The organism is Pseudomonas sp. WOUb67 (assembly GCF_050058005.1).
In the GTDB taxonomy this organism is placed as follows: Bacteria; Pseudomonadota; Gammaproteobacteria; order Pseudomonadales; family Pseudomonadaceae; genus Aquipseudomonas; species Aquipseudomonas putida_R.
In genome coordinates this window covers 1464174-1488375 of sequence record NZ_CP170112.1, presented here as the reverse complement: position 1 = coordinate 1488375, position 24202 = coordinate 1464174, and the positions used below count along the sequence as shown (strand labels likewise).

Below are 24202 nucleotides of genomic sequence, written 5' to 3'. Positions count from 1 at the left end.
TGACCAAAAGGCTGTTTTACGGGCGGTTTAGCCACACTGGGTGTGGTGGCAGTGCGGGAATTGCGGTGCTGGACTGGCAGCCACTTCGACCGGCTCGACGGGGATACCTAAAGTAACCAAAAAAACGATGATTTCGGTGCACGCCCAAGAAATGCGAAAGCAAAAATGCTAAGGTCAATCGAGTAGATGAACCCCTAGGGTTCGCAAGGGTTTATCCAGCACGTCAGCGGAGAATCAGTTGATATCCGCCCAGCCTACGCGACGTATGTACGGCGAGCCGCGCAGGGCAGCAGACGATGCTGAATGCCGACTGGTTGGGCGCGTTCAAGCCCTGTGAATAAATGATGGACATAGATGCAGTTATCAATACGTGATGCCAGCCGATTCGTGATCGGTGCCGGGTTAATGCGGGCGAGAGCCATAGAGGCCTCGGGCAACCCGGCAATCAGCTTTGAGAACGTAGCGCAAGCGGCGCTGCGCGAGGGCCCTGACGGCCAGAAAGTCCGGCAGACGATCGACACGCTTGCCGAACATGAGTCGGCATGGCTGCGCAGCACGCCGCCCCACACCCTGCGTTCCGACCGGATCATGCAAAGCAGGGCAGCCGAAGCCAATGCGTTCACGGCGATTCATGGCGCCGTGGTCAGCGCCATTGCCTTTGAAGTTGCCACCCCAACCGAAAAGCCCCATGCAGAGTCCGGCCTGCGCCAGTCACTGACCCGTGCCATCGATGCGATCGACAACACCCCAGGCTCCCGAGCGGATCGAGAAGGGCTGCTGGGCAGCCTGCGGGACCAGGTCGTGTCAGTGGCCTCTGACGGCGACTTCATGAAACAAGCGCTGCGCCAGAGCGAACAGGCCTATCTGGCTGCCGAGCTGGACAAGACATTCGCCCGCTACGCCAAGCCATCGCTGTCGCTGTCGCGCAGCGAGGACCTCAACGACTACAGTATGTAAGGACGAGACCATGCCGACTGCCCAGGATTTCCAGAGCTTCACAGCCTCCGTATTCCCGTCACAATCGGCGGAAATCGTCATTGCCAAGCAGCCGGTACTGGCCGAATACGGTCAGGAGTTGCGCGGTGCGATCAATCAGCTTGCGCCGGAGGCTTCGCGAGCACTGCTCGCAGAATACGGTGCTGCCTCGCCAACGCTGCTCAGCAGCATCGAAGCGTCCATCCTGCAACGCGAGTTCGCCCATGAGCACGCGCCTCAGCAGGCGCACCTTAGCCAGAACTGGCTAAACGCGGCCGACGCGCATGCGGCCGGCATCGACGAGTCGGCGGCAGCGGCTGACGATATCTGGAATGCGGCGCCGTAATACCCCGCCCCGAATCGCCTGCCTTCAGCCGACCCGAACCCTGGGAAAAAAAGCAGCCGGCCCTGAGGGGGGCCGGGCACCACTGCACTGCTTAGCGCGAAGCGCTCTTGTACCCGTGCAAGGCATCCTTGCACGAAAGCGATGATACGGTGAAGCGCACCACATACTGCATATAGTCACCAGGCGCGATATTGGCCGGGCGCGCGCCTCTGTCGACGACCGAACTGTAGGCAAGTACGGCATCACACGTTGTCCAGTCGCCAATCTCGGTGTTCTGCTTGGCCGCCTGCGTGCGCATCTGCGCAGCAAACCCTGCATCTTCCATGACAACCGGGATGCGCTGAGGCGTGGTAGTCAAAGCCACATGTTGCCCACCGCCCACCCCCATGAAGCCTACGCTGATCGTGATGTTACCGTTGCGATCGACGCGCGGGAGACCACCAAAACGTGTGGGGAACTGCTGCGTGGCCGCCAACTGAGCAACCGTCTGGCCTTTCAACCTGGCCCAGTACGCATCGGGCGGATTGTCTGCATCATAAGCAGGTGCCGCCCTGTCGTAGGGCTTGCCCGCAGTTTTCAGCGCCAGTTGCCGCTGGAAGTAACGGTCACGGCACCCTTCGTTGACATTGGGATCCAGCTCTTTGCCAGATTTGGCGCTGTACAGCAACGCGGACGCGCAGGTGTAGTCATACTGCCCGTTGAAATACAGGTACTGCCCATTGCCAAGAGGGTTCTTGGTCGGTACCAGGTCCAGCCCGCGGCTACCTGCCCCACCAGCAACACCGGTCACGAGGCCATTGGGCATCATCGAAGTCAGCGAGCTGACCGCTTCGTCCGAGAAACGTATCTTGGTCGTCCCGTCCGGCATCTGCTCGGTCGTGACACAGCCCGCCATTGCCACGGCGGCCAGCACGGGCAGGATGAGTTTACACTTGGTCATGCACGTATCCTTACTTGAAAAGTCTGCTTGAGCGCATCAGAAGAACCGCCCCATGTCCTGCTGCTGCACCTTCGCCTGGCGGGTCTCGCGCAGCTGGCGCACCACGTCACCCGGGCGCATCTCGACAGGTTCGCCACACAGCTCCCCTACCTCGACCACGTAGCCGTCACGAACTGACACCTGCATGAGCTGAACGAAACGGGCAGCGGCCATGAGCGCACGTTTTTCACCCTCGTCGACGAAAATGCCCAGCGCCAGCGGTGGCATGCGCGAATCCATGAAGTTCACGCCCTCGACCGACAGATACAGCCGGTCAGAAAGATAGGCAGCCTCGAAAGGCATGCAAGAAGCCCATGCAGCCTCGAATGGCTGGACACCCACATACAGGGTGTCGCCCTCCAGGGCAAAGCTGAAACGCCCACTTTGCATGGGCGAGAGAAATATCACACGGTCGTGTTCAGGATGGCGCAGCACTTCGTCCCGCTTGAAGTTCGCCGTCCAGCGCAGAAAATTGGCATATGCCACCACCTGCCTGGCCGCCCGCGATACACGGGCCCGCTCCTCAGCACTCATTGCCGGCCCGACGTCCTTATGGCCCTGGATCTCCATGTAAATCAATCCTCGTGCTTTTTGCGTTTTTCCAGCATTCCGAAGAAGTCATCCAGAATCTTGTTCAGCATCTTCTGCGGCGTGTGGCCAAAATTCTTGGCGTGCTCCGACACCCGCTCATGGTTGTCATTGCGCAACGTGTAGGAGTTGGACGGATCCTTCTTGCGGTTGCGGAACGAAATCAGTCCGGAACGCCGCGCCATCGACATCATGCGCTCGTAATCCGTGTGCGAAATGTTGAATTTCTTGCGAATATCGACCTTGGTCAGGCGCTCGTCCGCCTTCATCAACCGCACCGACTCCACCATCAGGTTATGCAACTGGTTCAGCCGCACGAGGTGGTTGAACCCGCTGTCGATCTGCCCGCGCTCCACAGCCCCACGATCAGTGTCCGGGCGCGCCAGGCCACTGGAGAGGTTCTTCAATACGACCTCATCCGACAAGTCGAGCGGGTTTCGGTTCTTCTTGGTTTCCTTGAAATCCGGTGATTCGCCGCTCAGGTAGTACACCGAGCCTTGCTTGGCGATCTCCACTTCCAGGAATGAACAGGCAACCATGAAGATATCTTCGGTACAGAGCTTGCGCGACACGCCCTGGTGAATGGCCTCGCGGCTAAGCGGCTCGTCGGCAGCGCGCATGGCAGCCTGGGTATGCTTGGCCCGCTGGATATCCTGGACCATGTTGAAATACGACTTCAACGGCAGCACCTTGTCGGACAGGTTGACCAACGGGTGCAACTCCTTGACGGTGTCGGCCAGTACATCTGGCGAGGGGACCAGCAGCGACCTCAGGCCCTGGGCAAGGGACAATAACTTGGCCCCGTCTTTAACTTCATTCGCTGGTCGCATATACGTACCTAAGATTTCCAATCCAAAATAGTCTTAAAGTGCCTGCGCAGGCATGAACACTGCGCTCGGGCAGAACAGCAGCGCCAGGCTTCGTGGGCCGGCCCGCTCTCATTCTCCAATCCTGGAAAAGATCCTCCTTCGGCACCGCAAGGCAGCATTCGGGCGACGCGAGAGGGTTCCCCGCCATTCTACGCGCCCGCAAACCAGCGAAAGGCATACCCCATCCGTGAAGCAGGAAGCAATGGCAATCATTGCGGCGCCAGGCACCCAATGTCACCGCCCTGACCGGGATCAAGCCCCATGGACTGCAGGGTCTGCTTGGTCAGCTCCACCTGTGCCTTGATCGACTCTGGGTCGTTCGCCATCTGCTGCGCGACAGCATTTTCAATCGGCGACTGCGAGGAAGCAAGATGAGACATGGTCGCCATGACCGCAACTACCACCAAAGGCGGAACCAGCCAGGCCATTGCGGTCTTGCGCCGGCGCGACCTGGCCTGGCGCTCGGCGTTGCTTGCGGCCTGCTCGCGCAGGGCCTTGCGCGAAGGCTGTGGCGCTGCACCCTGATACTGTGGAGCAGTCATCGGAGCCGGGCGCACAACCTCGGCATGCGCAGCCGACCGTTCAGCTTCTTCGCGCTGGAAGTAGTCATTCAGGGCCTCGTTCAGGCATTCCGAAAGGGCCTGGCGCACCTTGTAGGCAACCAGCGCAGGCTCGATATGGGTGAGCGCACCCTTGCGGTCTGCCTCGGCATGGAACACCAGCTGCAGGGCCGCCAGCTCGTGACAGGCCTGCACCCCGGCATCCCCCTCGATCGCCAGGCTGACGCTGCCACTGAGGACCCGCTGATGCCCATCGTCTTCGGCCGCGTCGAAGCCGGCCACTACCAGCGACAGCTGCTGGAAGGCCCTGGCGATACGCACGGTACGGGTCGCCCGCTGTGCGTCATTGGGGCTTTGGCTGTCGAACACCACCAACAGGTGTTCACCCGAACCAAAGATGCACAGACTGGGGTCGAACTCGAAGTTCGGCGCTTTGGCTTTCATGTACTTTGCTCCTTAAAGTTTTCCAAAGATGTCTTCAAGCACGACCGCCTGTGAAAGGCCGGTCATCATCCTTGGCTTCCCTGTACGGTGATCGATGAAGAATGCAGCGGGCACACCAGCCTGTTCCTTGCCGTTGTGTTCGAAAGCGGCGAACAGAAACGCCAGGTTGGTGCTTAGCTGCTCGACGGTTTCCGGCGATGCCTCGGAGCGGACCTGCTCATGCTTGCCCAGCACCCGCGCCAGCATCCCCTGGTCCTTGGTCTGCAGGATGGTAGCGGCCAGTGGTACGCCATCTGCCGGATTGCCCAGCGCCGCGGACGGGATCCACTTGATGGAGTGGCCCTTCGCTGCGTATGCCCTTGTCAGGTTGTATGCTTGGCGGCAGTACGGGCAACGCGGGTCGATGATGATGTAGACGGTATCGCCGATACCGCCCTTGCCTTCCTTGATGCCTGCCAGGGAGTCGACGGTTTTCATCGACTCCGGGATCGCGCCTTTGAAGTTGCCGTCCATGGCTGCCGCTTCACGCACATTCGGCGCTTCAACGGCTGACATCTGCGGCGCATCTGGTGCGGCCGCGACCGGGGCAGCAGCAGGCGGCGTGATGACGGCCTGGGCGACGCCAGGCAGGAAGGCATCGGAGATATTGCTGCCCGTTTCGGCATTCCAGGCCACGCCGGTGAACAGCACAGCAGAATCCGGTGTACTGAAAAGCACCACCTGGTGGCCGTTCTTCTCAACAGTCCAGGCGGTCAGCCCGCCGAGACCAACCGGCCGGGCGCTGACAATACGCCCATAGCGCGATACCCGCTGCGCGGTCAGGTCATCGAGCTCCTGCTGGCCAGGGTTTACCTGCGCGGCGCCTTGAGCGGTGATGAAGGCAGAGAGGTCCGCCGGTTGTGCCGGGGCGGCATGGGCGACTGAAACCCCCGCCGCAAGCGCCGCCAGCATGGCGACGGGTCTTGCAATCACACCTTTCATGGCTCGACGTCCTTATTAATAATCCAATACGACCGTATTCTAACAAAAAAGCAAAAAAAGGCACCAAAAAAACAAAAAAAGGCCATCTTGTCAGATGGCCATTTGCTTCTATCCAAACCGTCAAGGCTGGTGCTTCAGGGCGCACCGTCATCCGGCGTGTCGCCCTGTACCACGGCATACCCGTCCTGCTGCATGGCCTCATAGCGCTTCTTGTCGGCCTCGGAATACTTGTACGCAGACATCGCCAGCTCCAGACCGTTGACCGCTTTGTCCAGTTGCGGCTCCGCCAGCGATACACCCGCTTTGCACTCGTACAGGAAATGCGACAGGATGCCCGGCGCTTCCGGGAACCCCGCCTGGCGCCCGATCGTCTGCAGGGCATACCACATGTCACGGTCGAAGAAACGCAGCCAGCGCATTTCTGCGGGCGGCAGCACACCCAGGCGGCGGGCTTGAAAGTACATGGCAAAGATGATGGTGCGCACAAATGCGTGCGCGTGCAGGATCGCACTCGCATTAGGGTGCTTGATGTACTTCTGGATGATTGCCCGAGGTACTTCCAGCGGCACTTCAGGCTTCAGCCAGGCATAAGGTTCGCCCTGCTGCGCGGCTTTGCCGTCAGGTGCCTTGAACTGGTCCCAGCACCACGCAACCATGTAGTCGCTGTCGGCCATTGCAGCCTTGAACGCATTGTCATCCAGCGACGTATCGGTGGCGACCACACGCGGCAGAGCTATCGCTACCAGCAGGGTTTCTGCCGGCGTCAGGTTGGCAACCCGGGTCCAGTGCTGGCCCAGTTGGCGACGCATCACCTCGGTGGTTTTCTCGCGGTCCAGGGTTGGCGCCCAGCTGCGATCCGATTGCTCCTGCCAACCACTGATCAGCAAATGCCGGTAGGCAAACTGGCGGGAGGTCTGCGACATGCCGAACACCGGGTGGTCCAGCGGCTGGGCGATCAGGTCGAGTTCGGCGAACATGCGCAGGTGGGGGTACTGCGCCTTGTTCTCTTGCACAAAGCTTTTGATAGTGTGCGTTTTGGTGAACCTGAGCTTGGGGTGGGTCTTGTTGATACGCAGGAACATGCGCACCGACAGAATCACCATCAGCAGCAGGAAAAAACCGTTCACGAACAGCGACGACGAAGTGATTTCACCCCACGCCACGCTCGAGAAATCTCGCTGACAGGCACCGATAATGCCTTCTGGCGCACACATGCGCCCAACCCACTGATTGATCGAGGCGATACCCGGCAGCGCGGCAAAGTCACCCAGCGCACTCGGCAACCACAACTCGACGTAGCGAATGTAGGTGTACGCCTTGGCAATCTTGTCATGAGCGAAGTACCAGGCACCCCACCCCCCAAGGTAAAGCACCGCCATGATCCCGAGCAGAATGGCGGGGTCATCCCACGTAAAGCTCTTCTGCCCACCTCCCTGTTGCTTCATTCAACGCCTCCTTTGGCCGCCACGAAGATTCTGCCGGTCATGCCTGCCCAGCCCACTACCTGGCCAGTTCCTTGAGCAAATTGTGCGTGGTACGCACTCGCCCCACCATGAACACTGCGGCTCGGCGGCAAACCGCCCGCACGGTCATTTTCTTCACCACCTCGATGTAGACCAGGGCCAACGTCATGCACAGCGCCAGCGGCAGCAGAAACTTCCACAGCGCCGGCACCAGCAGCAACATCAACCAAGGCAAGGCGGCGCTTGCGTTGATAACGAAAAAACGTGCGGGGGGAGCGCATCTGCTCCAGTGATACCGTCCTGTTGCCATAACTTCTCCGTAAACTCGTTGCAGTCAGCATTAGCGGGCAGCCTGCGCCTCAGCCGTGGCGCAGATCACGGGCAGTCGCCTCGCTGATCAGGCCCGCGGCCAGCAGGCGATCTGCCTCGGCAGCAAAGGTATGCCCTTCTTCACGCACGAACTCGGCAACCCGCTGGGTTACCCGGCCCATATCGGTCAGGTCCATCAAGGTGTCGCGCACCTGCTCGGTAAACCTCAGCCACGATCGCGCGGCGGTACGCTTGCCATCCACCGTAGGCACCAGTTTCTGCGCCATCATGAAACGGCTGGTATCGACGAGGTCGTAGATGGCGGTGGCACGCTCCTGCTCGGGAAAGCGGGAAATCATCCGGCGCATGATCGCCGCGACATCCTTGGCGTGCACCGTGCCGAACACCGGGTGCCCGGTCAGCGACAGCTCCACCGCCGCGCGAATGGTTTCCTGGTCGCGCAACTCACCAATCACGCACAGGCCAGGTGCTCGCCGCATGGCCTCACGGTTTGCCCGGTAGAAATCCTTGAAGTGCGTGGGAATCTGCGACTGCACGAAGATCGAATGCTTGCTCTGGACCTTGTCATAGGTGAACTCGATCGGTTCTTCATGGCTGATCAGGTTGCCCTTGATCGGCGTGTCGTGCTCCAGGATGAAACGGTTGATGGCGGCAAACGTGGTGGTCTTGCCATGGCCCGTGGCCCCGGCCACATAGACGATGCCGTCACGCGGCGTGGCCATCCTGACAATGTCCTCGCTCAGGCCGACGTCCTGGATACGGGGCGGGTCATCGGGAATGGCCCGGATGACAATCTGGCAGGACGTATCGCCATGGCAGGCGATGGGTGAGGCGTTTACCCGGTAGGCATAACGCAGGCGCGCACCGCGGGCATCCTTGCGCTGCGGGTCGAACAACTCGTAGCGCTCGTTGACCGCCGTGCCCGAGACGATATCGGTGGTGGCGGTATCCCGGTTGGCCGCCATCTTCAACAGTTCGTTGACTTCCCCGACATCGAGCGTACGGCGGGTGACCGCATACAACCGCCCGTACTTCTTCACCACCACCGGCAATGCGGGCTGGATGAAGATATCGCTGACGCCATGGGTCAGGGTTTCCAGCATCATCGCCTTGAACTGGTCGGCGCGGTCGAAGCGAAACGGGTCTTCGTAACTGGTCAGGCGCTCCAGGCGCTCGATCATCGCACCCGGCTCCAGCATCATCACGTCGTCGTGGAAGTCCTGCTTCATTCCCGCCCGCCTTCGGCGCCCGCGGGCTGTCCGGCCGCAGCCGGCGATGGCGCCGGGCTGCCAGCACGGGTTACCGGCGCACGGTGTGGCGGGTTGGCAATGGTCGAGGTGGCGATCGAACTGCGCCACACGTTCATGTTGTCGTTGAATTCGGGCAAGGCGGTGATGCGCAGCAGGGTTTCGTCCACCGCCATCGACCGCCCTTCCCGGGTAACAGGGATCGCCGCACCCGAAATGATCGGCATGGTGACCTGGCCGTGGCGGGCAAACTCACTGAAACGGCGCATGCCATCGATATCGCGGTTCATCCGGTCGAAGCCGTAGGTCAGCATCAGGTTGGCCTGCTCGACCCCTTGTTGCCAGCCCTCACGTACGGCCAGTTTCCACACCCGCTCTTCCTCGTCGGAACGCGGCACCAGTGCCGAAACCAGCGAGGTGCGGTCGAAGGTGGGCAGCGGGAAACTCAGGTATTCGCGCCAGCTGGGCGGCACGGATGAAAAACGCGCCTGCGATTCGATCTTGTAGGCGGCCCCTGAAAGACGCAGCGTGTAGTCGCCGTCCTGGTTGTACAGGTGGCGCGCTTCGGTGATCACCGGCGGCACCACCCGGTCCTGAATCATCAGGCTGCTGAAGTCATAGACCGTATCGAACTCGCGCTCGCGTACCTTCAGTGCCTTGTTGATGTTGGTGAGCTGCCAGGCCAGGCCAGCCTTTACACCGACCTGCAGCGCGGCATCGAGAATGGCTTCGCCACGGGCTGCCGAGGCCTGGTTCTTCTCATCGCGCATGGCCTCGACAGCCGACTTCGCGTCACCGCTGTCGCCCTGCTGCTGAACGTAGGCAGGCTTGTCATAGAGGCGCTCGGCGTCCTCAAGGGTCATCGGAGGCATGTCCATCGCCATGTTCAGCCCCTCCCCAGCGCCAACGGTACCGGTTTGTAGATCAGGCGCAGGGTATTGGTGCTCTTGTCGAGCACCACATCGGCACCGGTGTCGATCTGCGCGCCCACATCCTTGAGGACGTTGATCGGGGTGGCCTTGCGTACCCACACGTTGATGGGCTTGAGGTCCACACGCTTGCCGCTCTCGACGTAGGCATAGCCGTAGCGGCTGGCGAAGGTCTGCAGCAGCTCCTGGGGCTTGCCGATGAAATCGATATCCACCTGGTCGGTGTCGACCGCAGCCTGGCGGGAAGCGGCTTTCACCCGGTCAGCGTTCAACCGCGATACGTAGGTGTGCTGCGAGTTGACCGCCACCGACACCTTGTCGGCGATGATCCGACTGGCAAACGCCTCGGTGTCGTCGGTGGTCGGCTTGGCAGAGCTGGCGCACCCGCCCAGCGCAACCAATGCCAGCAGCACGCCCCCAGCCTTGCAGCAGCGTGCACCCATGAGCATTCCTTTCATGTAAAAACTCCTGAAGTTGTCATTCTGATCGACCCTGCGCAGGGGCAGCCTGCGGCGGCCTGTTACTGGTAGCTGACCACCAGCCGGTCATGGCGCTGCCGTTCAAGGTATTTGCCCCATTTCACCGCGAGCGGGATCAGGTCTTTCTTGTAGATGTCATTGAATTTGCGGGTGCGGGAGTGGTAGTTGGCAGCACGGGTCCAGAAGTCCTGCCCATTGTTCTCGGCAAGCTTCTGGCGCAACAGCCAGGCCGCCAGCTCGGCGTTGTAGCAACCGCGCCAGGCGACATCGGATTTGGTAATGGCCGGGTACGAGGCGAATACGCCTTTTGGCCCCCAGTGAGTGGTATTGATCTGGAAGTGCCCAAGGTCGAAGGTGCCGTTGCGGTTCGACACGCTTTGGCCGTTCTTGCCGCTCTCCTTGCTGGAAATGGCCAGCAGCACGTTGGCCGGCACACCCTGGCGCTGTGCGGCCTGCACGACGCAGTCGATATCCGCAGGGCGCACGGCATAGAAGTCATCGGCCATTGCCTGCATGGCACAGCACATCAGGGCGATGGACAGCCACTGAGGCCGTTTGCGCGTCATGCTCAGATGATCCATTTCTGATGCTGGAACCAGAACCAGAACGCGCCTTCGACAAACAGCTGCCCAGTCGACACCTGCCAGCTGCGATAGGACTTCTTCATGCCGAATACCCAGAGCGCGAAGCCGATCGACAACCAGTTGAGGGCGACCAGGATGCCCGCGCCGGTCGCCAGCATGTAGACGAACCCGGCAATCGCAATAGCGCTGGCAATGAAGAACGCCCTGGAGTGCAAGCGGTGGCTACGGGCAATACGGTCGATCTCGCCACGTTCGATGGTGGTCAGCTGCGCCTTGACTCGCTCGTTGCGGTAGCGCGCGGCATGCTCCTTGACCTTCTTGACGTCATCTTCTTCAAGCAAGGCGAAGTCGCAGTTGTTGCAACCCCAGCTGTGCAGCACCCGCATCTTCCCTTTCGGCCCCTGCTCGAACTCCTGGTGGTCACCTTCTGCCTTGAGCAGCACCCCCCGCTCACACTCGGGGCAAGCAGGACTGAAGTTGGAACGCCAGAGTGCCTTGATGTGCTGGTTGCCCATGCGCAGCTGATTCACGCCCAGTGCCGCCATCGGCATGGTGATGAACGCAAATCTCGCAGCTTTCTTCCCTGAACTGAACAACCCCATCCGCCTCACCCTAGCATGCAAAAATTCTTGTTTCTGATTATCTGTCAGATATCTATCGTCGTCAATTTATGACATCAAATAGAATCGCACGCCGACCAACGGCTCTAGCGCCCGCGGCCTACTCGCCCGGCTGTTCCTTCATCATCAAGCGGCACTGGGCCTGCAGGTTACTGAGCCGCTCTCGCATGCCGGCCACATCCTGAGCGGCGGGCTCCGGGGTTACGCGGTAGTCTGTTTGCCGGGCAATCTCTGCACAGGTCTGCTCGATCCGCTCTTGTGCGGCCCACTTGTCCGACAGCGATGCAAAGCCTTCGCCGCTGGCCATCACTTGCATGTCGAGCATCTGCTGCGGCACGACCATGGCCAGCTCACGCGCCCATTCATCGTCCAGTGCCTGCTCGTCCACCGGCGCAGTGGCGGGGGTCGCGGGCGTGGCTGCCAAAAGGTCCGCAACGGCCAGGATGCTTGCCTGGATCGCCTCCGGGCTCATGGGGTCAATCTGAGGCGCGGGCACCGGGGCTGTAACCGCTGGCGCAACTGGCACCTCGGCAGGGGCCTGCGGCACCGGGTTTGCTGCCAGCGGCGCGACTGGAGCCGGCTTCTTCAGGCCGCCGGACAAATACGCCCCTAGCACGCCAAAGGAGGTGTCCAACCGGCCCAGCAACGGCCGGTCCGGGTCTGCATAATTGTGTTCAAACGCACTGTGCATGCGGGCAAAGGTCGGATCACCCTTCACCACCGCCCGCACCCGCTTGGCGAACGAGCCATCTTTCAGGCTGTCGACAAATGCCTGACGCGACTGCCGGTTTTGCGGCAGGTCCGACGGCTCGGGCGGCTCGACCGGGATGAAATCATTGATGCGCATTTCTTTCGGTGCCGGGCCGGCCGTGTAGAAGCCCATGCCGCGGATAAGGGCCACCCCGCCGGTTTTGCCATTCTGCGATTTCTTGCCGACCAGGAAGGTGAACTCGCCGTTTTCCTGCATGGCAACGTCGTCGTAGTTCAGCCGGCTGCGCTGTTCGATGGCGATGTTGTCCGACTGCCGGAGCTTTTCGTTACCTGCGGTACGTTCGAAGTTGCCCAGCATGGCCTGCGATGACTCGGCCGCCGCACCCTGCACACGCCGCCAGGTTTCCGATTCGGTGCCCGATGTCAGGCGGCCGACGGCGCGAATATTGGTGTTTTCCCAAGTGGCATCCGCCTCTTCGGCGCTGGATTTCTTCAGCGAGGAGAAGTCCTGCGCGGCGAAGGTAACGCTGAACCCCAGGCTACGCGCCTGGGCCGGGGCCACGGCGAAGCCGACCACGGCGTAATAGCCGTATTCGTCGAGGATGGTATAGAACGGGAACTTCGAGCCAGTTGGCCGGCTGTCGATGATTTCGCGCACCACCCCTTCCACCCGGTTGCCCAGGCAACCGGCCATCATCTGCTTGATGCTGCCGACGATCATCTTGCCGAGCATGCGCATGCTGTCCGGGGCGCGCTCCAGCGCTGGCAGCAGCACCACCAGCAAGCGGCGGTTGATCACCACATCGTAGAAGTCCACGTCACCGACGCGGGTCTTGAAGATGTGCCCGTAGTTGAAGGTCAGGTCGTTAAAGATCCGCCCCAGCTGCATGACGATGTAGCCATGCTGCTCCAGGGTCTTGGTTTCCTGCTGCTTGAACTTGGCCTTCTGGTAACCCGGCAGCGTCAGCAGGTACGAACGCAGCGGAGCCACGATCACGTCGAACATCTCGCCGTATTTGCCGCCGTGCTCCCACACCAGGTCTTCGATCACGTTCAGCTCGAAGTACTCCAGGTACTTCTCGGGCGACAAGTTGATGTGGCCCTTGTCACGCAGGTAGGTCAGCGGCCGCGTCAGCGCTGCCACGAACATGATCGCCCGGCCCTTCCACATGTCCCCGCCACCGCCCGAATCATCCATCAGCGACACGATCAGCTCGATCAACATGCCCGATGAGGTGTTCCCCATCATGTTCATGTTGTTGGTCACCTTGTCGACCTGCTTCTCGACGAAGTCGCGGCCGGACGTGATGAAGTTGATGATCAGCAGGTCATCTTCGCGCCCCAGGTAGCGCGACAGGCGGAAGATCTCCTTCTGCAGCTTGGGGTCGCCCTTGCCGTCTACGTAGATGAAGCCGGTGTTCTGCACCAGGGCGTTGAACACGATGCCGAGCAACAGCTCGGTGTTGTGGGTAACCAGGCTGTCGTCGGTGATGTACAGGTGGTGCGGGTGATCGATCTCGATGCACTGGCAAGGCGCCTGGCCGGCAGCAGTCACTTTCCACACCTCGGCCCACCCGTTGAACTTGGCCGAGCCGCGCTTCTTGCGCACTTTCGGCAGCATCACCACCATGCCGCGCGCCATCAACTCGCGGATGGCGTCGGTGGTCACGGTGTGGGCCTCTTCGCTGCCATCGTGCCCGCGGGTAAGCACCCGCCACAGGTGGTCGCCCGTGGCTTGCGCCCGGCGCCCGTCACGTGTGGCCACGGTCCAGATCGGCTGGATACCCTGCTCGATCACCCGCAGCACCGCAGCCTGCTTGCCATCGGGTGTGCACACGCTGTCGCCGACCCGGATGCGGCCCATTTCCACCCAGCCGCCTGGCGTCAGCACCTTGGCATGCTTGGGCTGCGGCTTACCGGAGCCAGTGGTGCCCAGCACCAGCTGGTGGGTGCGCAGGTCACTGTCGCCGGCGTAGATCTGCTCTTTGCTCTCCAGGTCATTGCCGAAAAGCGTCACGCCCTCGCCTTTCTTCCTGCCCTTGTACGAGCCGTCATTGACGTCCGCCAGCTTGGGTACCCGGTAAGGGAAATCGAAGGCACGGTTTTCAACATCGACGAACTTGCGCTTGAACGCCCAGGCCAGCAGCAACAGCAGCTCACCCGAAAAGGGCACCTTGATCAAAATCAGCGCCAGGACCGGCAGCGCGAACGTGCCGAATACTGCGCCGTCAGCAGACTGGAAAAAATCACTGAAGCGCTGCCCGGCCAGGCGCGTGTCTTTGCGCCGCCGGCTGGTGCTGACTTCATGCTGACGGGATGCGCCCTTGTACTGAGCCATCTGTCACTCCCTTACACTACGTCTTCGTATGCACTGGCGCTGATGTAGTCAGCGACCAGATCCTTGGCGATGCGCGCAATCACGGACTGTTCCATGTCGTCATCGACGAACTCGACATCCTTGAATGTCTCGCGCTTGAGGCGCTCCACCATGTCCTTGCAGCCACCCGACGGGAAGCGGCGGGCCAGCAACGCGAGCGCGTCCGGGCGCGGCATGTGCTCGTAGAGCATGGTGCGCAGCTTGCGGTCCTCGGCCGTGGTGGTCAGTGCCCACAGGCGCATCGGCCCGGCAGACATGGTGAACAGCTGGCTGTAGGTGGCGTTCTTGGTTTCGAAGCGCGCCAGGAAGGTACAGCCATGCTTGTTGGCCCCGTGCACGAAGTTGACCAGGGCATGCTCTTCGGTGTCGGACAGGCCGATGTTCTTGCGCAGCCAGTCGCGGGTTTCCTTGGTGCCCGAGTCGAGGATGAAAGTGGCCGTGGCGATCTTGGTCAACTGGCCGAAGTCTTCCATCAACTGCGAAGCCAGAATGATCTCCATGTTCCACTTACGGGCCTCACGGCCATCGGTCTGCATCTGTTCCTGCAAGCCCACATGGCCACCGGTCTTGTGGAATTCGTCCATGCACATGACCTTGTATTCATCCACCAGGTCCGCCACCAGGCGCTCGTAGAACGGCAGGTACTTCTCGGTGAAGAACGGGAAATCCTCCTTCGAGAAAGCCACCTTCTTCATGAAGCACTGACGGGCGATCATGTACATCAAGGCGGTCTGCTTCTTGGCCGAAGCTGAGCCCTGCAGCGCCACGTCCTGCAGGTCGAGGGCGACGATGCGGGCACTGCCCACGTCGAAGCGGGTGTGATCGGAGAACACCGGGAAGTCGCCAACCGCCTCCCGAATACCCAGGATGAAGGCATCGACCAGGCTACGCCCGACCTCGCCGGACCCCTCGTATTCGGCACGCACCTCCTCGGTCGACGCCACTGCCACCAGGTCATTGAGGGTTGGCACCGCGAAGCGCTGGGTCACCTCTGCCTCGTACACCATGCCGGCGTCGAACATCGCGTCGACCAACTCCCAGTAGGTGGTCGCCGGAAGAATGCGAAAGCCAAGCTGCGCCACGGCAGTGTCGACGACATCGTTATGCCCCGGCTTGTAGGTTTCCGGGCTGGCCCGCTCGATCTTGTCGTCCTTGCGCCGGTAGGCCAGGTCGACCATGCGGCCGACGAAGTTGCTCATCCCTTCATAGGGCTTTTCGCGCTCGGGCGGCGTCACCAGAATGGTCAGGAAGTTCTTGTTGAACTCACGGTCCTTCGGCAGCGGGTAACGCTGGCCCAACGGGGTGTCCAGCGGGTTGATGCAGTCTTTCCTGGCGTTCTGCAAACGTTTGTACACCACCAGGTGATGAAGCCGGGGTGGCAGGTTGTCGCGCACCAGGTCACAGAAGCCGGACGAGGAAATGCCGATGTCGGTGATACCGATGTAAGGCAGCCCGGTCAGGCCAGGCATCAGGCAGGACTCGAAGTGGTTGTTGTTCATCAGTACCGACTTGCCAGAGCCCGGCTTGCCTGCAATCAGGGTGATCCAGGTAGTCTGCTGCGACGAGAAACGCTGGTACTTGAGGATCTTGCCGTCCAGGCTGCGGTAGATGGTCGAACCTTCCTGGAACGGCGAAGCCGGCCGGGTCAGCGGTAGCATGGCCACTGCATCGCCCAGCGGGGCGGCGGCAGGGTCGCCCAGGTGCTTGGTGGTCAGGGCCAGGCAGTTGGACTGGAACGCCTGCATCGGGTTGCCTGTGCGCTCGATGAACACCGGCTGCCCCCAGGCCTCCAGCGTACGCCAGAGCTTCGACTTGCGCAGCGCAAGCTCCTTCACGCCCTTCTCGTCAGGGCTGGCCCAGGTCATGGCGGCCACCTGCAGCTTGACCATGCACTCACCGTCACGCACCCGCTCGCGCAGCTCCTTGGTGGCCAGGTTGATGTTGCGGTTCTGCTCGGAGGTTACCGAGAGCAACTGGGCGAACAGGCTTTTCCAGGCAAGCACGCTCATGCCATCGGAGGACAGCATGATCGACACCGAATACGGCAAGGCGCGTGACACACCGTTTTCCTGGGTTTCCGCGCGGTTCAGGCTGTTGAACAGGGTGTTGAAGTATTGCGGCTCTGCCGGTGGAATCGACATCAGCAAGGGCGCATACACCCGCGCGCCAACCCGCACGCTGGTCGGGTCCGGCAGCAGGCTGGTGCGCTCGCCACTGCCGATTTCAGCCGAAGTGACCATGATCTGGCTGGGCAGCGTGGGGTACATGAATTCCGACATATCGCCACTGCGCTTGCTGGTCTTCCAGCGCATGGGAATCGCGCTGCCCGGAATGTAGGGCTTCCAGGTACGCGGCGTGATGTCGGGGTTCACCTTCGCGCGGATGGCGCGGATCGCTTCACTGACGTCCAGCACATCCACCGAGCAACCGAACTCGGGGGACGTCAGGTCTTCGGAAATCTTGGTGACAAAGGAAAGGTGGCGGTCCTTGAGGTAGGAAATGGGCCGCAACAGATTCTGCGCTTCGGCGGTGGCCGGCCAGTCCGATTCCTTCCTGAACTCGTTCAGCGCCTCGCGCGCCATCGACCTCTCGGTCTGGTCCAGCAGCGCGGGCCGCGACCAGAACACCAGGTAGCATTCTTCGTCGTACACATACTGAGCGTATTTGCTGACACCCTCATTGATCAGGTGGCGCACGTTCAGGTTCAGCCGCTCGGCGGTGGCCGCCTGCTGCTGGGCGTTCTGCTCCAGCGGTGCGGTGGCATCCAGGTCGCGACTGAACACAATCTGCAAGTGGTGGCCGCGTACCTTGAAGTACACCGAGAGCGACGCTTCCAGCAGGCTCACCAGGCGTTCGAACTGCTCGCGGCCCAGCACGCTCTTGGTGCCGTTGAAGCGCACGATGGACGCCAGTGAACCGTCGTTGGCGACGATGGACTGCCCGCCATCGACCGTTTCCAGGTCGCAATAGTCCTGTACGTCTGCCTTGAGCTGGCTCAGCACCGTCAGGATCACCGCTTCGAGTTTGTTAAACATTTCCTTGTTCTCCCTTGCCAACGCTCTCAACGGCGAGACTGAGCAGCTGTCCGAGCGGCTGCATCAAGCAAAATTCTTCATTAACTGGCCGGTCAATGCCGACCAGTTATCGGGCAGGAACAGCGCGCGGTTATTGGCCGCGTAATATTCAAGTTGCCCATCTTTGAACGCGCTTTTGGTGGGAAACAGCCTTAACGGCGCCAGCCATTCAGCACGCTTGTTAAATTCTTCATCGCTGACAAGTTGCTGGCTGGCGAGGGTTTCCGCCACGCCAAGCACGGTGATCACGTCGCCACCGAATATTTCTTTCAGCGTGTCAGTACCACGAAACTTGAAAGCCGCCAGCAGGCTGGCCAGCTTTTCATTGACCGCCACGTCATCGAGCAACTCATTGACGTAGATACAGCGGGCAATGTTATTGATCTCGGTTTGCGTCAGTTCCTGCACGGCGACGAAAAAGCCGGTGTCCTTCATGGCGCAGGCGCCAAGATGATGAACCTGACGACACAGGTTGCACGCGGTGATCAGGTTTTCCTTGGTGCAGTTGTCGGCATTGCCGTCCAGTGCATGAAGTTCCTGAAACTTGGCAGATTTGAAACCGCAGAAGCGGCAGGTGTAATTGTCGCGCTGCCACACCGAAGTGCGAAGTTTGCTGTTTTCATCGCTGAACAGTTTGCGTTGGTCATCGTCAGAGCGCCACAGTGGCCGCCGCACGCCAAATACCGGCTGGTTGGCCGTTCGACTGAGATAGCCACTCGACAGCGTGGGCACAGTGATTGCCCCGCGTTCAGAAGCGTTTGTTTCGCTCACGTCCGAATATTCCCGAAACTGTTCTTGTGGTGCGGGGCATTGCGCCCCGCCATAGGTTCAGCGGCGCACAGCCTTAGTCGATCATGGTGTTGCGCATGATCCACATCACGGTACCGACACCGGCCATCAGGCCGCCGATGAACAGGCCGACAATCGCCGACATCGGCTTCTCACGCTCATCCTTGGAGGCTTTCCAAAGGGTGTACAGCGAGATGGCGACGACCACGAAACCACCAATTGACACCAGCGAGATCAGCAGCGTGGCACCGCCCTGAGCGGTGTCATCGATGTTGGTCATGACATCGCTGGCCGTCTTGCCGCCGGACGTATCCTGTGTGAGGTCAGTCTTGGTAATGGCAAATGCCGACGGGGCAGTCAGCGCAGCAATGGCAGCGGTAGTTGCACGAACCTTGGCCGAATCGTAGGCAGCTTTCAGGGTTTTGAGTGCTTTCATTAGTGACGCTCCTTGAATTTCATGTTTCGAAAAGCCGTTACGACCACGGCGTGAAAAGGCCAACCAGATTGAATCCGATTGTGTTGTTGAGTACATCGCTGAACCATTTGAAGTTCCACGCCAGGACACCGCCGATGATCCATCCGCTGGCAGTACCAAGGCCGGCTTGAGTTTGATTGTTGTAGTAACCGTTTACCGTCAACCAACCTTTCACCATGGCGATCAGGCCGACTACTTGCATGATGCCCAGCAGGGCCAGAGTTGCCAGTTGTGCCTGTTCCTGCAACGTCGTCCCGGTCGAGGAATAGGACAACATGCGCGAGTTGGCATAATCCCCGGTCAGGGTTCGCGACATGATGCCCATCCACTCCAGCGTACCGATCGCCAGCAAGATAGAGCCGATCACCAATTGCACACAGGCAGAGCCGACAGAAAATCGCTGTCGCCCCGCCACGTATTTCAACGCGTTGTCGTGGGTCACCCCCCATATCTCGATCAACGCAGCGCCGGTCAGATAAAGGCCGATAAGCGCGGCAATCCCTTGGCACATCATGATCGCCGTCGGGATGACCTTCCCGATATTGACCATTACATCTACTAGATCGGCAAATCCGGCCGCCATGACAACGTCCCTGTTTTAAAGAGCGGGTGAAGTAACCACGATGCCGCTGTCGCGATCGACGGCAAGCACTTTCAATTCGCGCTGCACCGGCGGCAACGGATCGCCGGCCTTGACGCTGTCTTCACTGTCGCCATTTTTCACCCAGGCCCGGTGACCGACCACCGCCTGCACCTTGTAGCCAGTGGATTGCGGGATCGGGTGAGCACGCTTGGCGTACCCTTGCGCAACAGCAGGTGCCGGCTCCCTGCGCGGTGGTTTGATCACCTCCACGCGCTGACGGCTGTCTTCGTAGAACTTCATGCGCTGCTGCAGGCCAGACAGGTTGCTATCCAGGGCTTTGATCTGGCTCAGCAGCAACTGCGTATTGCGCTGCGACTCCTCACGGACGATCTTCAGCTGTTTTTCGCTGTTTTCCTGGGCCTGCAGCGCCGCCTGGGCCTGCTCCCGGGACTTGGCCAGCTCGATGCTCAGCACATCCATGCGGGGCTGTTGCACCGATTGGGCCTGGGCCTGCGAGATGCGCCTGGCCTTGGCCGATGGCGACGAGGTGGCCTTGATCACGACCACGGCGAGCACGATGAGCGCCAGGAAGCTGCCGGCAAAAACGCCGATGAGTTTTCCGAATGACCAGTTCTTCATGTCGAACTCCTTATCGAGATTGATCGTGAACGTCTTGCAGGAAGAACAGGCCAAAGCCCTTGTTCGCGGGTGTTGCGTAGGTGGCCGGGCGGTTGAAGCCGCGGCGCACTTCCCCGGCGATCGCGGTGCCCATTTCACCGACCGACGAACCGATCACCTGCTTGGTCGAAGGCTCGGTAGTGGTCTGGGCCACGACGCCGCTCGGGCTGATGATCGTGGTACCCGCTGTCTGCTGGTAAGCCCGCCCGTAGCCGGACAACAGCGAGGCAGCACCCAGGGCGAAATAGCGCTCCATGGTGTGATGGTCCTTGGTCTCGGCAATACCTTGCTTGGCATCATCCTCGCGCAGTGCCACGGCGCTGATGCGCATGGTCGGGCGAGGGTCGTTGACCGGGGGTGCAAGGATGGTGAACTTCACGCGGATGTTGTCGGGCGCTTGCTCGATCTTGCCGATCAGCTTGGCGCCGTTCCACTTGCCGCCGCGAATGGTCGCCAGCACGTCACCACCATCATCGGTGTTGACCTCGGCATCCAGCGTGGCGTACATGATGGTACCGGTCTTGATCAGCAGCGCCCGGTCGGTGTCACCCACGGCTTCGATGGCATTGGGGTCCTTGTCTTCCTTGGCAGCCCGCACTGCGGGCCCAGTCGCACCGCTGCCAGCGCGCTCGGTCGGGTAGTAGCTGACGGTGCTGAAGCTGCTTTTCTCGGCGAACCCCTTGGCACTTTCAGACTCGCCCATCAGCTGCTTGATCGACTTCAGCGTTTCGCTTTTCAGCTCGCTGACGTATTGGTCGCGCTGCTCCTCGGCCTTTTTCAGCTCCTCCTCCAGGCGCCTGCGTTCCTGCTCCTGGTACTGGGCGTTGGCCGCACCAGACTGCTGCGAAACCTGAACGGACTCACGAGGCGACTGGCCGGCCCCGACGTAAATCTCGGGTGGCCGCTGGTTGCCGTCATTGTACGGCTGCCCGGGCACATTGAACTGGGCGCTCTGGCCACGGGCCAGATCCCTTCCGGTGGACTGCACAATGTTCGGATCGAAGCCAGGCTGATATGACATCCCGCGCTCGGCAGCCTGTTCGGCCTCCAGCGAGCTTCGCTGCGCACGGCGCTCTGCTTCGGCGGTGGAAATAGGGTCGATCGATACCTCAGGCTGCGGCGCTCTGGGCACATCCACCGTGGACGCCTTGCCTGCAGGCGCGTCCTTCGATGACATGCCGTTGTAGGCCAGGGCGCCCAGCGCCAACACGACCAACCCGGCAGCAATCAGCGAGACCTTGCCGACACCGGAACCGAACACCGCCCGCAGGTTGCGCTGCATTTCATCGGACTTGCGCGCCTTCTTCACGTGCGAGCCAGTCGGCCCGTCGCGGTCGGCTACCAGGTGCTCGTCCTCTTCATCGAAGCCCGAGTCGTTCGGCGGCATGTTGTTATCACTCATTGCAGATTCCCTTGCTCGATGAAGACGGTTACGGCTTGCCCGCCAGTCGTGAACGTGACGCTGTTCTGCAGGCCCGCGTAGCGATACACCGCCACACCCGTGGTGCTTCGCGCAGCGTTGGTGTAGGCCGGGTATTGCGCATCAGCCTTGGCTTTCACGTACATGTTCGGGCCATAGCTCCAGGCCTCGACGCCCTCCAGCCCGGTCACCTTCAGGCGATTGGCCTCTTTCGGTGGCACGCCGTCCAGGAAGTAGGTCAGCGCCTCGTCGATCGACGGCATCCGGAGCATTGCCACACTCGCTGTCGCATCCGGGTTGCGCCCCGGCACCTTGGCATCGACACGCATGTCCACTTCATCCTGGCCGGCGGCCAGGATGAGGATGATCGGCGTGGCCAGACCCCGCAGGGTGACGGTGACGTTGCCGTATGCCGCCGCCGTGGCGGGGTCCAGGGTGAGGATGTTGGTCGGTGCGCCAGTGCCGTTCTGACCGTTCTGACCGCCTCGCTCGCGCCCGTCGCTGAACAGTTCGCGGTTGACCGACACGTTCTGGATCATCCATGGCTGCCCGGCATAGTCGGAGAACACGATCGACGACTGCTGCCCCTTGCTCAGGCGAACGATGGGGGGCGACACACCCGGGTCCAGGTTCAGTGCAAGCGTGCGGGTCACGGGTTTGGCCGGGCTTATGTAGGCCGTGGCTTTCTGCTTTTCACGCTCCAGCCATAGCTGCTTGATCAGCTCTACCTGCGACGACGTCAGTTGCGAATCCTGAACGTCCTGTACCGTGTCGCTGATGACATCTTCCGGGCGCGGGTAGACCACTTGAGCAACACTGGATACTTGCCGGCCCAGGCCATTCATCGGTGGCTGGGGCGGAGCTTCGCCAGCTTGCGTCGCGCCAATCTGCCCCATGCCACCCGCGGCGGCGGGCGCATCTTGCGCCTCGTTGGCAAATGCCGGGATGGCGATAGCGCTCGCAAGCAACGATGCGATCAGATGCTTCTTCATGGTCACTTCCTTGAGGTGTACGGCGACAGCTGAACAGAATCGACGGCGATGCCTTTGGTGTTGGTGGCCGAAGCGGGGATCTGGACGATGGTGACGGCTGCGAGGAAATCCTGGCGCGAGCGTGCTTGCTGATCACCGCCGACATAGAATTCGATGGCAATCGGCACCTGTACCACCCAGTAGCTCTGCCCGCTTGCCAGCACACCGCTTTCTTCGACCTGGGCCACCTGCGTGGCCATGGCGCGCAGGATCATCCGCCCCTTGAGCACACGCTCGAGGTTGCCGGAATCGTCAAGTGTCTTCAGGAAGGCCTTGCGCCCTTCATCGGTATACCAGCGCGCACCCGCGGCATTGAGGTTGGAGCGGTAGTTCACATAGTCGTAGGAGTACGAGTTGACCACCGCATCCTTGGCGTACTCGGCCAGCGTCGCCGGGGTGACGCGCGGGTTGCTTTCGGTGGAGACTTCACAGATGGCATGGTTGTCAGTCGTCGGAATCCAGCGGTACTTCGGGTACCAGAACACCACCGCCGCGATGGTTACGCCGAACACGCAAGTCAGAGCCAGCAGTTGCCCCCAGACGCGCTTGTTACGGCGCTTGAGATCGAGGCATTCCAGCTGCAGGCGTTTGACTTCCCTGATAGTGGCTGCGGCCTCACCGGGCGTTTCGTCCAGTGCCAGCTCCAGCAGCTTTTCTTCATCGGTGCCCCGCCGGGCCTCCGGCGCATCACCACCCGGGGTTCCGTGTTGGGTTTCCTTACTCGACATTGCGGATTTCCCCTGTCGTTCCGTCGTAAATGCAAATCGAGTCGGTTCCGTCATAGAACACGACGTTTTCAAAATTCGTTTGTGTCACCAGCCAGATGGCGGCCACCGCAACACAAGGCAGCAAGCCGATGCAGGCCCACTCCCCGATATCCAGCAAAACACCCAGCAACCGGTTGTAGCGTCGTAGTGCGCGAACATCCACGTCCTCGCCTGCACCGCTGCCCCATGACGTTGTGGCTTGTCCCAGTTCGTCCATATCTCGCTCCATGAAGCAGCATTTTCATCCAAGACTTAGAAATGTGCAACAGCGAAATTTTGACAGATTGGATTATTACCTGCAATCCGCGACGCATTTTTGCACACCTATGTAAAAGCTTTTGACGCCGAACAACCAAAACAAAGGCGAGGCGTCGACCAATCAGGCAACGCCAAAATCAGGGCTATAGCCCTGATATTACTGAGGAAAACAGCGAATTAGGCGGTGCGTCTGCACCTTGGCGGTGTGCCCAATGCTGCTGCCCGGCCAACTTTAAAAATTAGCCGTGCAGCGATATTTTTCATGGACAAAACCTGACCATTCGGACATTTAAAAGGGCTGAAGCCAGCGGTCGGGAAAATGCGCTAAAAGCCTTGTAGGCCACGTAAAACGCGGCCTACAGCACCTGATCAGGAAGATCGGCAAAGTGGATGGCGGGGTTTGCAGCACATCTTCCATGACAAGCCTGAATTCTGGCTTGGTCCTCCTCCATGAGTGCCCATGATCTGAGCGCTATTATTTCTAAAACCCTTGTAAAACAAGGGTATAAGACCTTTGTAAGCCACCTGGCGAGCAGTCGGCTGCGGTAATCGCTGGCCGAATCGCCCGACGCTGAAGGACGATTTCTTCCACCTAGGGTAATGCCCTGGTATGGCAAAAACGTGATTTTCCACCATCTACACAGT

General features: G+C 60.7%; 24 protein-coding genes. 2 read left to right on the top strand and 22 right to left on the bottom strand.

Features of this window, described 5'->3' with window-relative positions; translation table 11 throughout:
• Positions 1-354 precede the first annotated feature (354 nt).
• Entirely contained in the window at positions 355-957 is a 603-nt protein-coding gene (locus ABOC32_RS06630; protein WP_426810493.1) for a hypothetical protein, read from the top strand.
• Positions 958-967: 10 nt separating this feature from the next.
• A complete protein-coding gene (locus ABOC32_RS06625) occupies positions 968-1321 on the top strand; it encodes a hypothetical protein (RefSeq protein WP_426810492.1) in 354 nt (117 codons plus the stop codon).
• 91 nt (positions 1322-1412) lie between these two features.
• Here ABOC32_RS06625 and ABOC32_RS06620 read toward each other — a convergent pair whose 3' ends face one another.
• From ABOC32_RS06620 to ABOC32_RS06515, 22 genes are all read right to left on the bottom strand, one after another.
• Positions 1413-2261, bottom strand: coding sequence for a hypothetical protein (locus tag ABOC32_RS06620; protein WP_426810491.1), 849 nt, complete (start codon positions 2259-2261; stop codon positions 1413-1415).
• Positions 2262-2297: 36 nt separating this feature from the next.
• A complete protein-coding gene (locus tag ABOC32_RS06615) occupies positions 2298-2870 on the bottom strand; it encodes a hypothetical protein (protein ID WP_426810490.1) in 573 nt (190 codons plus the stop codon).
• A gap of 5 nt (positions 2871-2875) precedes the next feature.
• Positions 2876-3679 (bottom strand): hypothetical protein, encoded by an 804-nt coding sequence (locus tag ABOC32_RS06610; RefSeq protein ID WP_426810489.1) that lies wholly within the window; start codon positions 3677-3679, stop codon positions 2876-2878.
• 287 nt (positions 3680-3966) lie between these two features.
• Complete coding sequence (locus tag ABOC32_RS06605) at positions 3967-4761, bottom strand: hypothetical protein (protein WP_426810488.1); 795 nt, start codon at positions 4759-4761, stop codon at positions 3967-3969.
• Positions 4762-4773: 12 nt separating this feature from the next.
• Entirely contained in the window at positions 4774-5742 is a 969-nt protein-coding gene (locus tag ABOC32_RS06600) for a hypothetical protein (protein WP_426810487.1), read from the bottom strand.
• A gap of 134 nt (positions 5743-5876) precedes the next feature.
• Complete coding sequence (locus tag ABOC32_RS06595; RefSeq protein WP_426810486.1) at positions 5877-7187, bottom strand: type IV secretion protein; 1311 nt, start codon at positions 7185-7187, stop codon at positions 5877-5879.
• A 55-nt stretch (positions 7188-7242) separates the two neighbouring features.
• On the bottom strand, positions 7243-7440 hold the full coding sequence (locus ABOC32_RS06590; RefSeq protein WP_426810485.1) for a hypothetical protein: 198 nt from the start codon (positions 7438-7440) through the stop codon (positions 7243-7245).
• Between the two features lie 124 nt (positions 7441-7564).
• Complete coding sequence (locus tag ABOC32_RS06585; protein WP_426810484.1) at positions 7565-8764, bottom strand: ATPase, T2SS/T4P/T4SS family; 1200 nt, start codon at positions 8762-8764, stop codon at positions 7565-7567.
• A complete protein-coding gene (locus tag ABOC32_RS06580) occupies positions 8761-9654 on the bottom strand; it encodes a type IV secretory system conjugative DNA transfer family protein (RefSeq protein ID WP_426810483.1) in 894 nt (297 codons plus the stop codon). Before ABOC32_RS06580 ends, ABOC32_RS06585 begins: the two co-directional genes overlap by 4 nt.
• 14 nt (positions 9655-9668) lie before the next feature.
• Complete coding sequence (locus tag ABOC32_RS06575; RefSeq protein WP_426810482.1) at positions 9669-10169, bottom strand: DotD/TraH family lipoprotein; 501 nt, start codon at positions 10167-10169, stop codon at positions 9669-9671.
• 62 nt (positions 10170-10231) lie between these two features.
• Positions 10232-10756, bottom strand: a complete 525-nt coding sequence (locus ABOC32_RS06570; protein ID WP_426810481.1) for a transglycosylase SLT domain-containing protein — start codon at positions 10754-10756, stop codon at positions 10232-10234.
• Positions 10757-10758: 2 nt separating this feature from the next.
• Entirely contained in the window at positions 10759-11376 is a 618-nt protein-coding gene (locus ABOC32_RS06565) for a hypothetical protein (protein ID WP_426810480.1), read from the bottom strand.
• Positions 11377-11494: 118 nt separating this feature from the next.
• Entirely contained in the window at positions 11495-14443 is a 2949-nt protein-coding gene (locus ABOC32_RS06560) for a TraM recognition domain-containing protein (RefSeq protein WP_426810479.1), read from the bottom strand.
• An 11-nt stretch (positions 14444-14454) separates the two neighbouring features.
• Positions 14455-17517 carry a type IV secretion protein DotO gene (locus ABOC32_RS06555; protein WP_426810478.1) on the bottom strand — a complete coding sequence of 1021 codons (3063 nt, stop codon included), beginning with the start codon at positions 17515-17517 and terminating at the stop codon, positions 14455-14457.
• Between the two features lie 63 nt (positions 17518-17580).
• Positions 17581-18327, bottom strand: a complete 747-nt coding sequence (locus tag ABOC32_RS06550) for an HNH endonuclease (protein WP_426810477.1) — start codon at positions 18325-18327, stop codon at positions 17581-17583.
• Positions 18328-18400: 73 nt separating this feature from the next.
• Positions 18401-18781, bottom strand: coding sequence for a hypothetical protein (locus ABOC32_RS06545; protein WP_043201388.1), 381 nt, complete (start codon positions 18779-18781; stop codon positions 18401-18403).
• Between the two features lie 37 nt (positions 18782-18818).
• Positions 18819-19403 carry a hypothetical protein gene (locus ABOC32_RS06540; RefSeq protein WP_019097480.1) on the bottom strand — a complete coding sequence of 195 codons (585 nt, stop codon included), beginning with the start codon at positions 19401-19403 and terminating at the stop codon, positions 18819-18821.
• Between the two features lie 15 nt (positions 19404-19418).
• The gene (locus ABOC32_RS06535; RefSeq protein WP_426810476.1) at positions 19419-20042 is read right to left on the bottom strand and encodes a hypothetical protein; all 624 of its coding nucleotides are present in this window, start codon (positions 20040-20042) and stop codon (positions 19419-19421) included.
• A 10-nt stretch (positions 20043-20052) separates the two neighbouring features.
• Positions 20053-21483, bottom strand: coding sequence for a DotG/IcmE/VirB10 family protein (locus tag ABOC32_RS06530; RefSeq protein ID WP_426810475.1), 1431 nt, complete (start codon positions 21481-21483; stop codon positions 20053-20055).
• On the bottom strand, positions 21480-22493 hold the full coding sequence (locus ABOC32_RS06525) for a DotH/IcmK family type IV secretion protein (protein WP_426810474.1): 1014 nt from the start codon (positions 22491-22493) through the stop codon (positions 21480-21482). The genes ABOC32_RS06530 and ABOC32_RS06525 overlap by 4 nt, the downstream gene beginning before the upstream one ends.
• 2 nt (positions 22494-22495) lie before the next feature.
• Positions 22496-23260 carry a DotI/IcmL family type IV secretion protein gene (locus ABOC32_RS06520; protein WP_426810473.1) on the bottom strand — a complete coding sequence of 255 codons (765 nt, stop codon included), beginning with the start codon at positions 23258-23260 and terminating at the stop codon, positions 22496-22498.
• Positions 23250-23516, bottom strand: coding sequence for a hypothetical protein (locus ABOC32_RS06515; protein ID WP_426810472.1), 267 nt, complete (start codon positions 23514-23516; stop codon positions 23250-23252). The genes ABOC32_RS06520 and ABOC32_RS06515 overlap by 11 nt, the downstream gene beginning before the upstream one ends.
• Between the last annotated feature and the right edge of the window lie 686 nt (positions 23517-24202).

What these genes read in the sequence shown, in the direction of transcription:
- ABOC32_RS06630 (WP_426810493.1), top strand. Translation starts at nt 355, where the DNA reads ATGCAGTTATCAATACGTGATGCCAGCCGATTCGTGATCGGTGCCGGG.
- ABOC32_RS06625 (WP_426810492.1), top strand. Translation starts at nt 968, where the DNA reads ATGCCGACTGCCCAGGATTTCCAGAGCTTCACAGCCTCCGTATTCCCG.
- ABOC32_RS06620 (WP_426810491.1), bottom strand. Translation starts at nt 2,261, where the DNA reads ATGACCAAGTGTAAACTCATCCTGCCCGTGCTGGCCGCCGTGGCAATG.
- ABOC32_RS06615 (WP_426810490.1), bottom strand. Translation starts at nt 2,870, where the DNA reads ATGGAGATCCAGGGCCATAAGGACGTCGGGCCGGCAATGAGTGCTGAG.
- ABOC32_RS06605 (WP_426810488.1), bottom strand. Translation starts at nt 4,761, where the DNA reads ATGAAAGCCAAAGCGCCGAACTTCGAGTTCGACCCCAGTCTGTGCATC.
- ABOC32_RS06600 (WP_426810487.1), bottom strand. Translation starts at nt 5,742, where the DNA reads ATGAAAGGTGTGATTGCAAGACCCGTCGCCATGCTGGCGGCGCTTGCG.
- ABOC32_RS06595 (WP_426810486.1), bottom strand. Translation starts at nt 7,187, where the DNA reads ATGAAGCAACAGGGAGGTGGGCAGAAGAGCTTTACGTGGGATGACCCC.
- ABOC32_RS06585 (WP_426810484.1), bottom strand. Translation starts at nt 8,764, where the DNA reads ATGAAGCAGGACTTCCACGACGACGTGATGATGCTGGAGCCGGGTGCG.
- ABOC32_RS06580 (WP_426810483.1), bottom strand. Translation starts at nt 9,654, where the DNA reads ATGCCTCCGATGACCCTTGAGGACGCCGAGCGCCTCTATGACAAGCCT.
- ABOC32_RS06575 (WP_426810482.1), bottom strand. Translation starts at nt 10,169, where the DNA reads ATGAAAGGAATGCTCATGGGTGCACGCTGCTGCAAGGCTGGGGGCGTG.
- ABOC32_RS06570 (WP_426810481.1), bottom strand. Translation starts at nt 10,756, where the DNA reads ATGACGCGCAAACGGCCTCAGTGGCTGTCCATCGCCCTGATGTGCTGT.
- ABOC32_RS06565 (WP_426810480.1), bottom strand. Translation starts at nt 11,376, where the DNA reads ATGGGGTTGTTCAGTTCAGGGAAGAAAGCTGCGAGATTTGCGTTCATC.
- ABOC32_RS06560 (WP_426810479.1), bottom strand. Translation starts at nt 14,443, where the DNA reads ATGGCTCAGTACAAGGGCGCATCCCGTCAGCATGAAGTCAGCACCAGC.
- ABOC32_RS06555 (WP_426810478.1), bottom strand. Translation starts at nt 17,517, where the DNA reads ATGTTTAACAAACTCGAAGCGGTGATCCTGACGGTGCTGAGCCAGCTC.
- ABOC32_RS06545 (WP_043201388.1), bottom strand. Translation starts at nt 18,781, where the DNA reads ATGAAAGCACTCAAAACCCTGAAAGCTGCCTACGATTCGGCCAAGGTT.
- ABOC32_RS06540 (WP_019097480.1), bottom strand. Translation starts at nt 19,403, where the DNA reads ATGGCGGCCGGATTTGCCGATCTAGTAGATGTAATGGTCAATATCGGG.
- ABOC32_RS06535 (WP_426810476.1), bottom strand. Translation starts at nt 20,042, where the DNA reads ATGAAGAACTGGTCATTCGGAAAACTCATCGGCGTTTTTGCCGGCAGC.
- ABOC32_RS06530 (WP_426810475.1), bottom strand. Translation starts at nt 21,483, where the DNA reads ATGAGTGATAACAACATGCCGCCGAACGACTCGGGCTTCGATGAAGAG.
- ABOC32_RS06525 (WP_426810474.1), bottom strand. Translation starts at nt 22,493, where the DNA reads ATGAAGAAGCATCTGATCGCATCGTTGCTTGCGAGCGCTATCGCCATC.
- ABOC32_RS06520 (WP_426810473.1), bottom strand. Translation starts at nt 23,260, where the DNA reads ATGTCGAGTAAGGAAACCCAACACGGAACCCCGGGTGGTGATGCGCCG.
- ABOC32_RS06515 (WP_426810472.1), bottom strand. Translation starts at nt 23,516, where the DNA reads ATGGACGAACTGGGACAAGCCACAACGTCATGGGGCAGCGGTGCAGGC.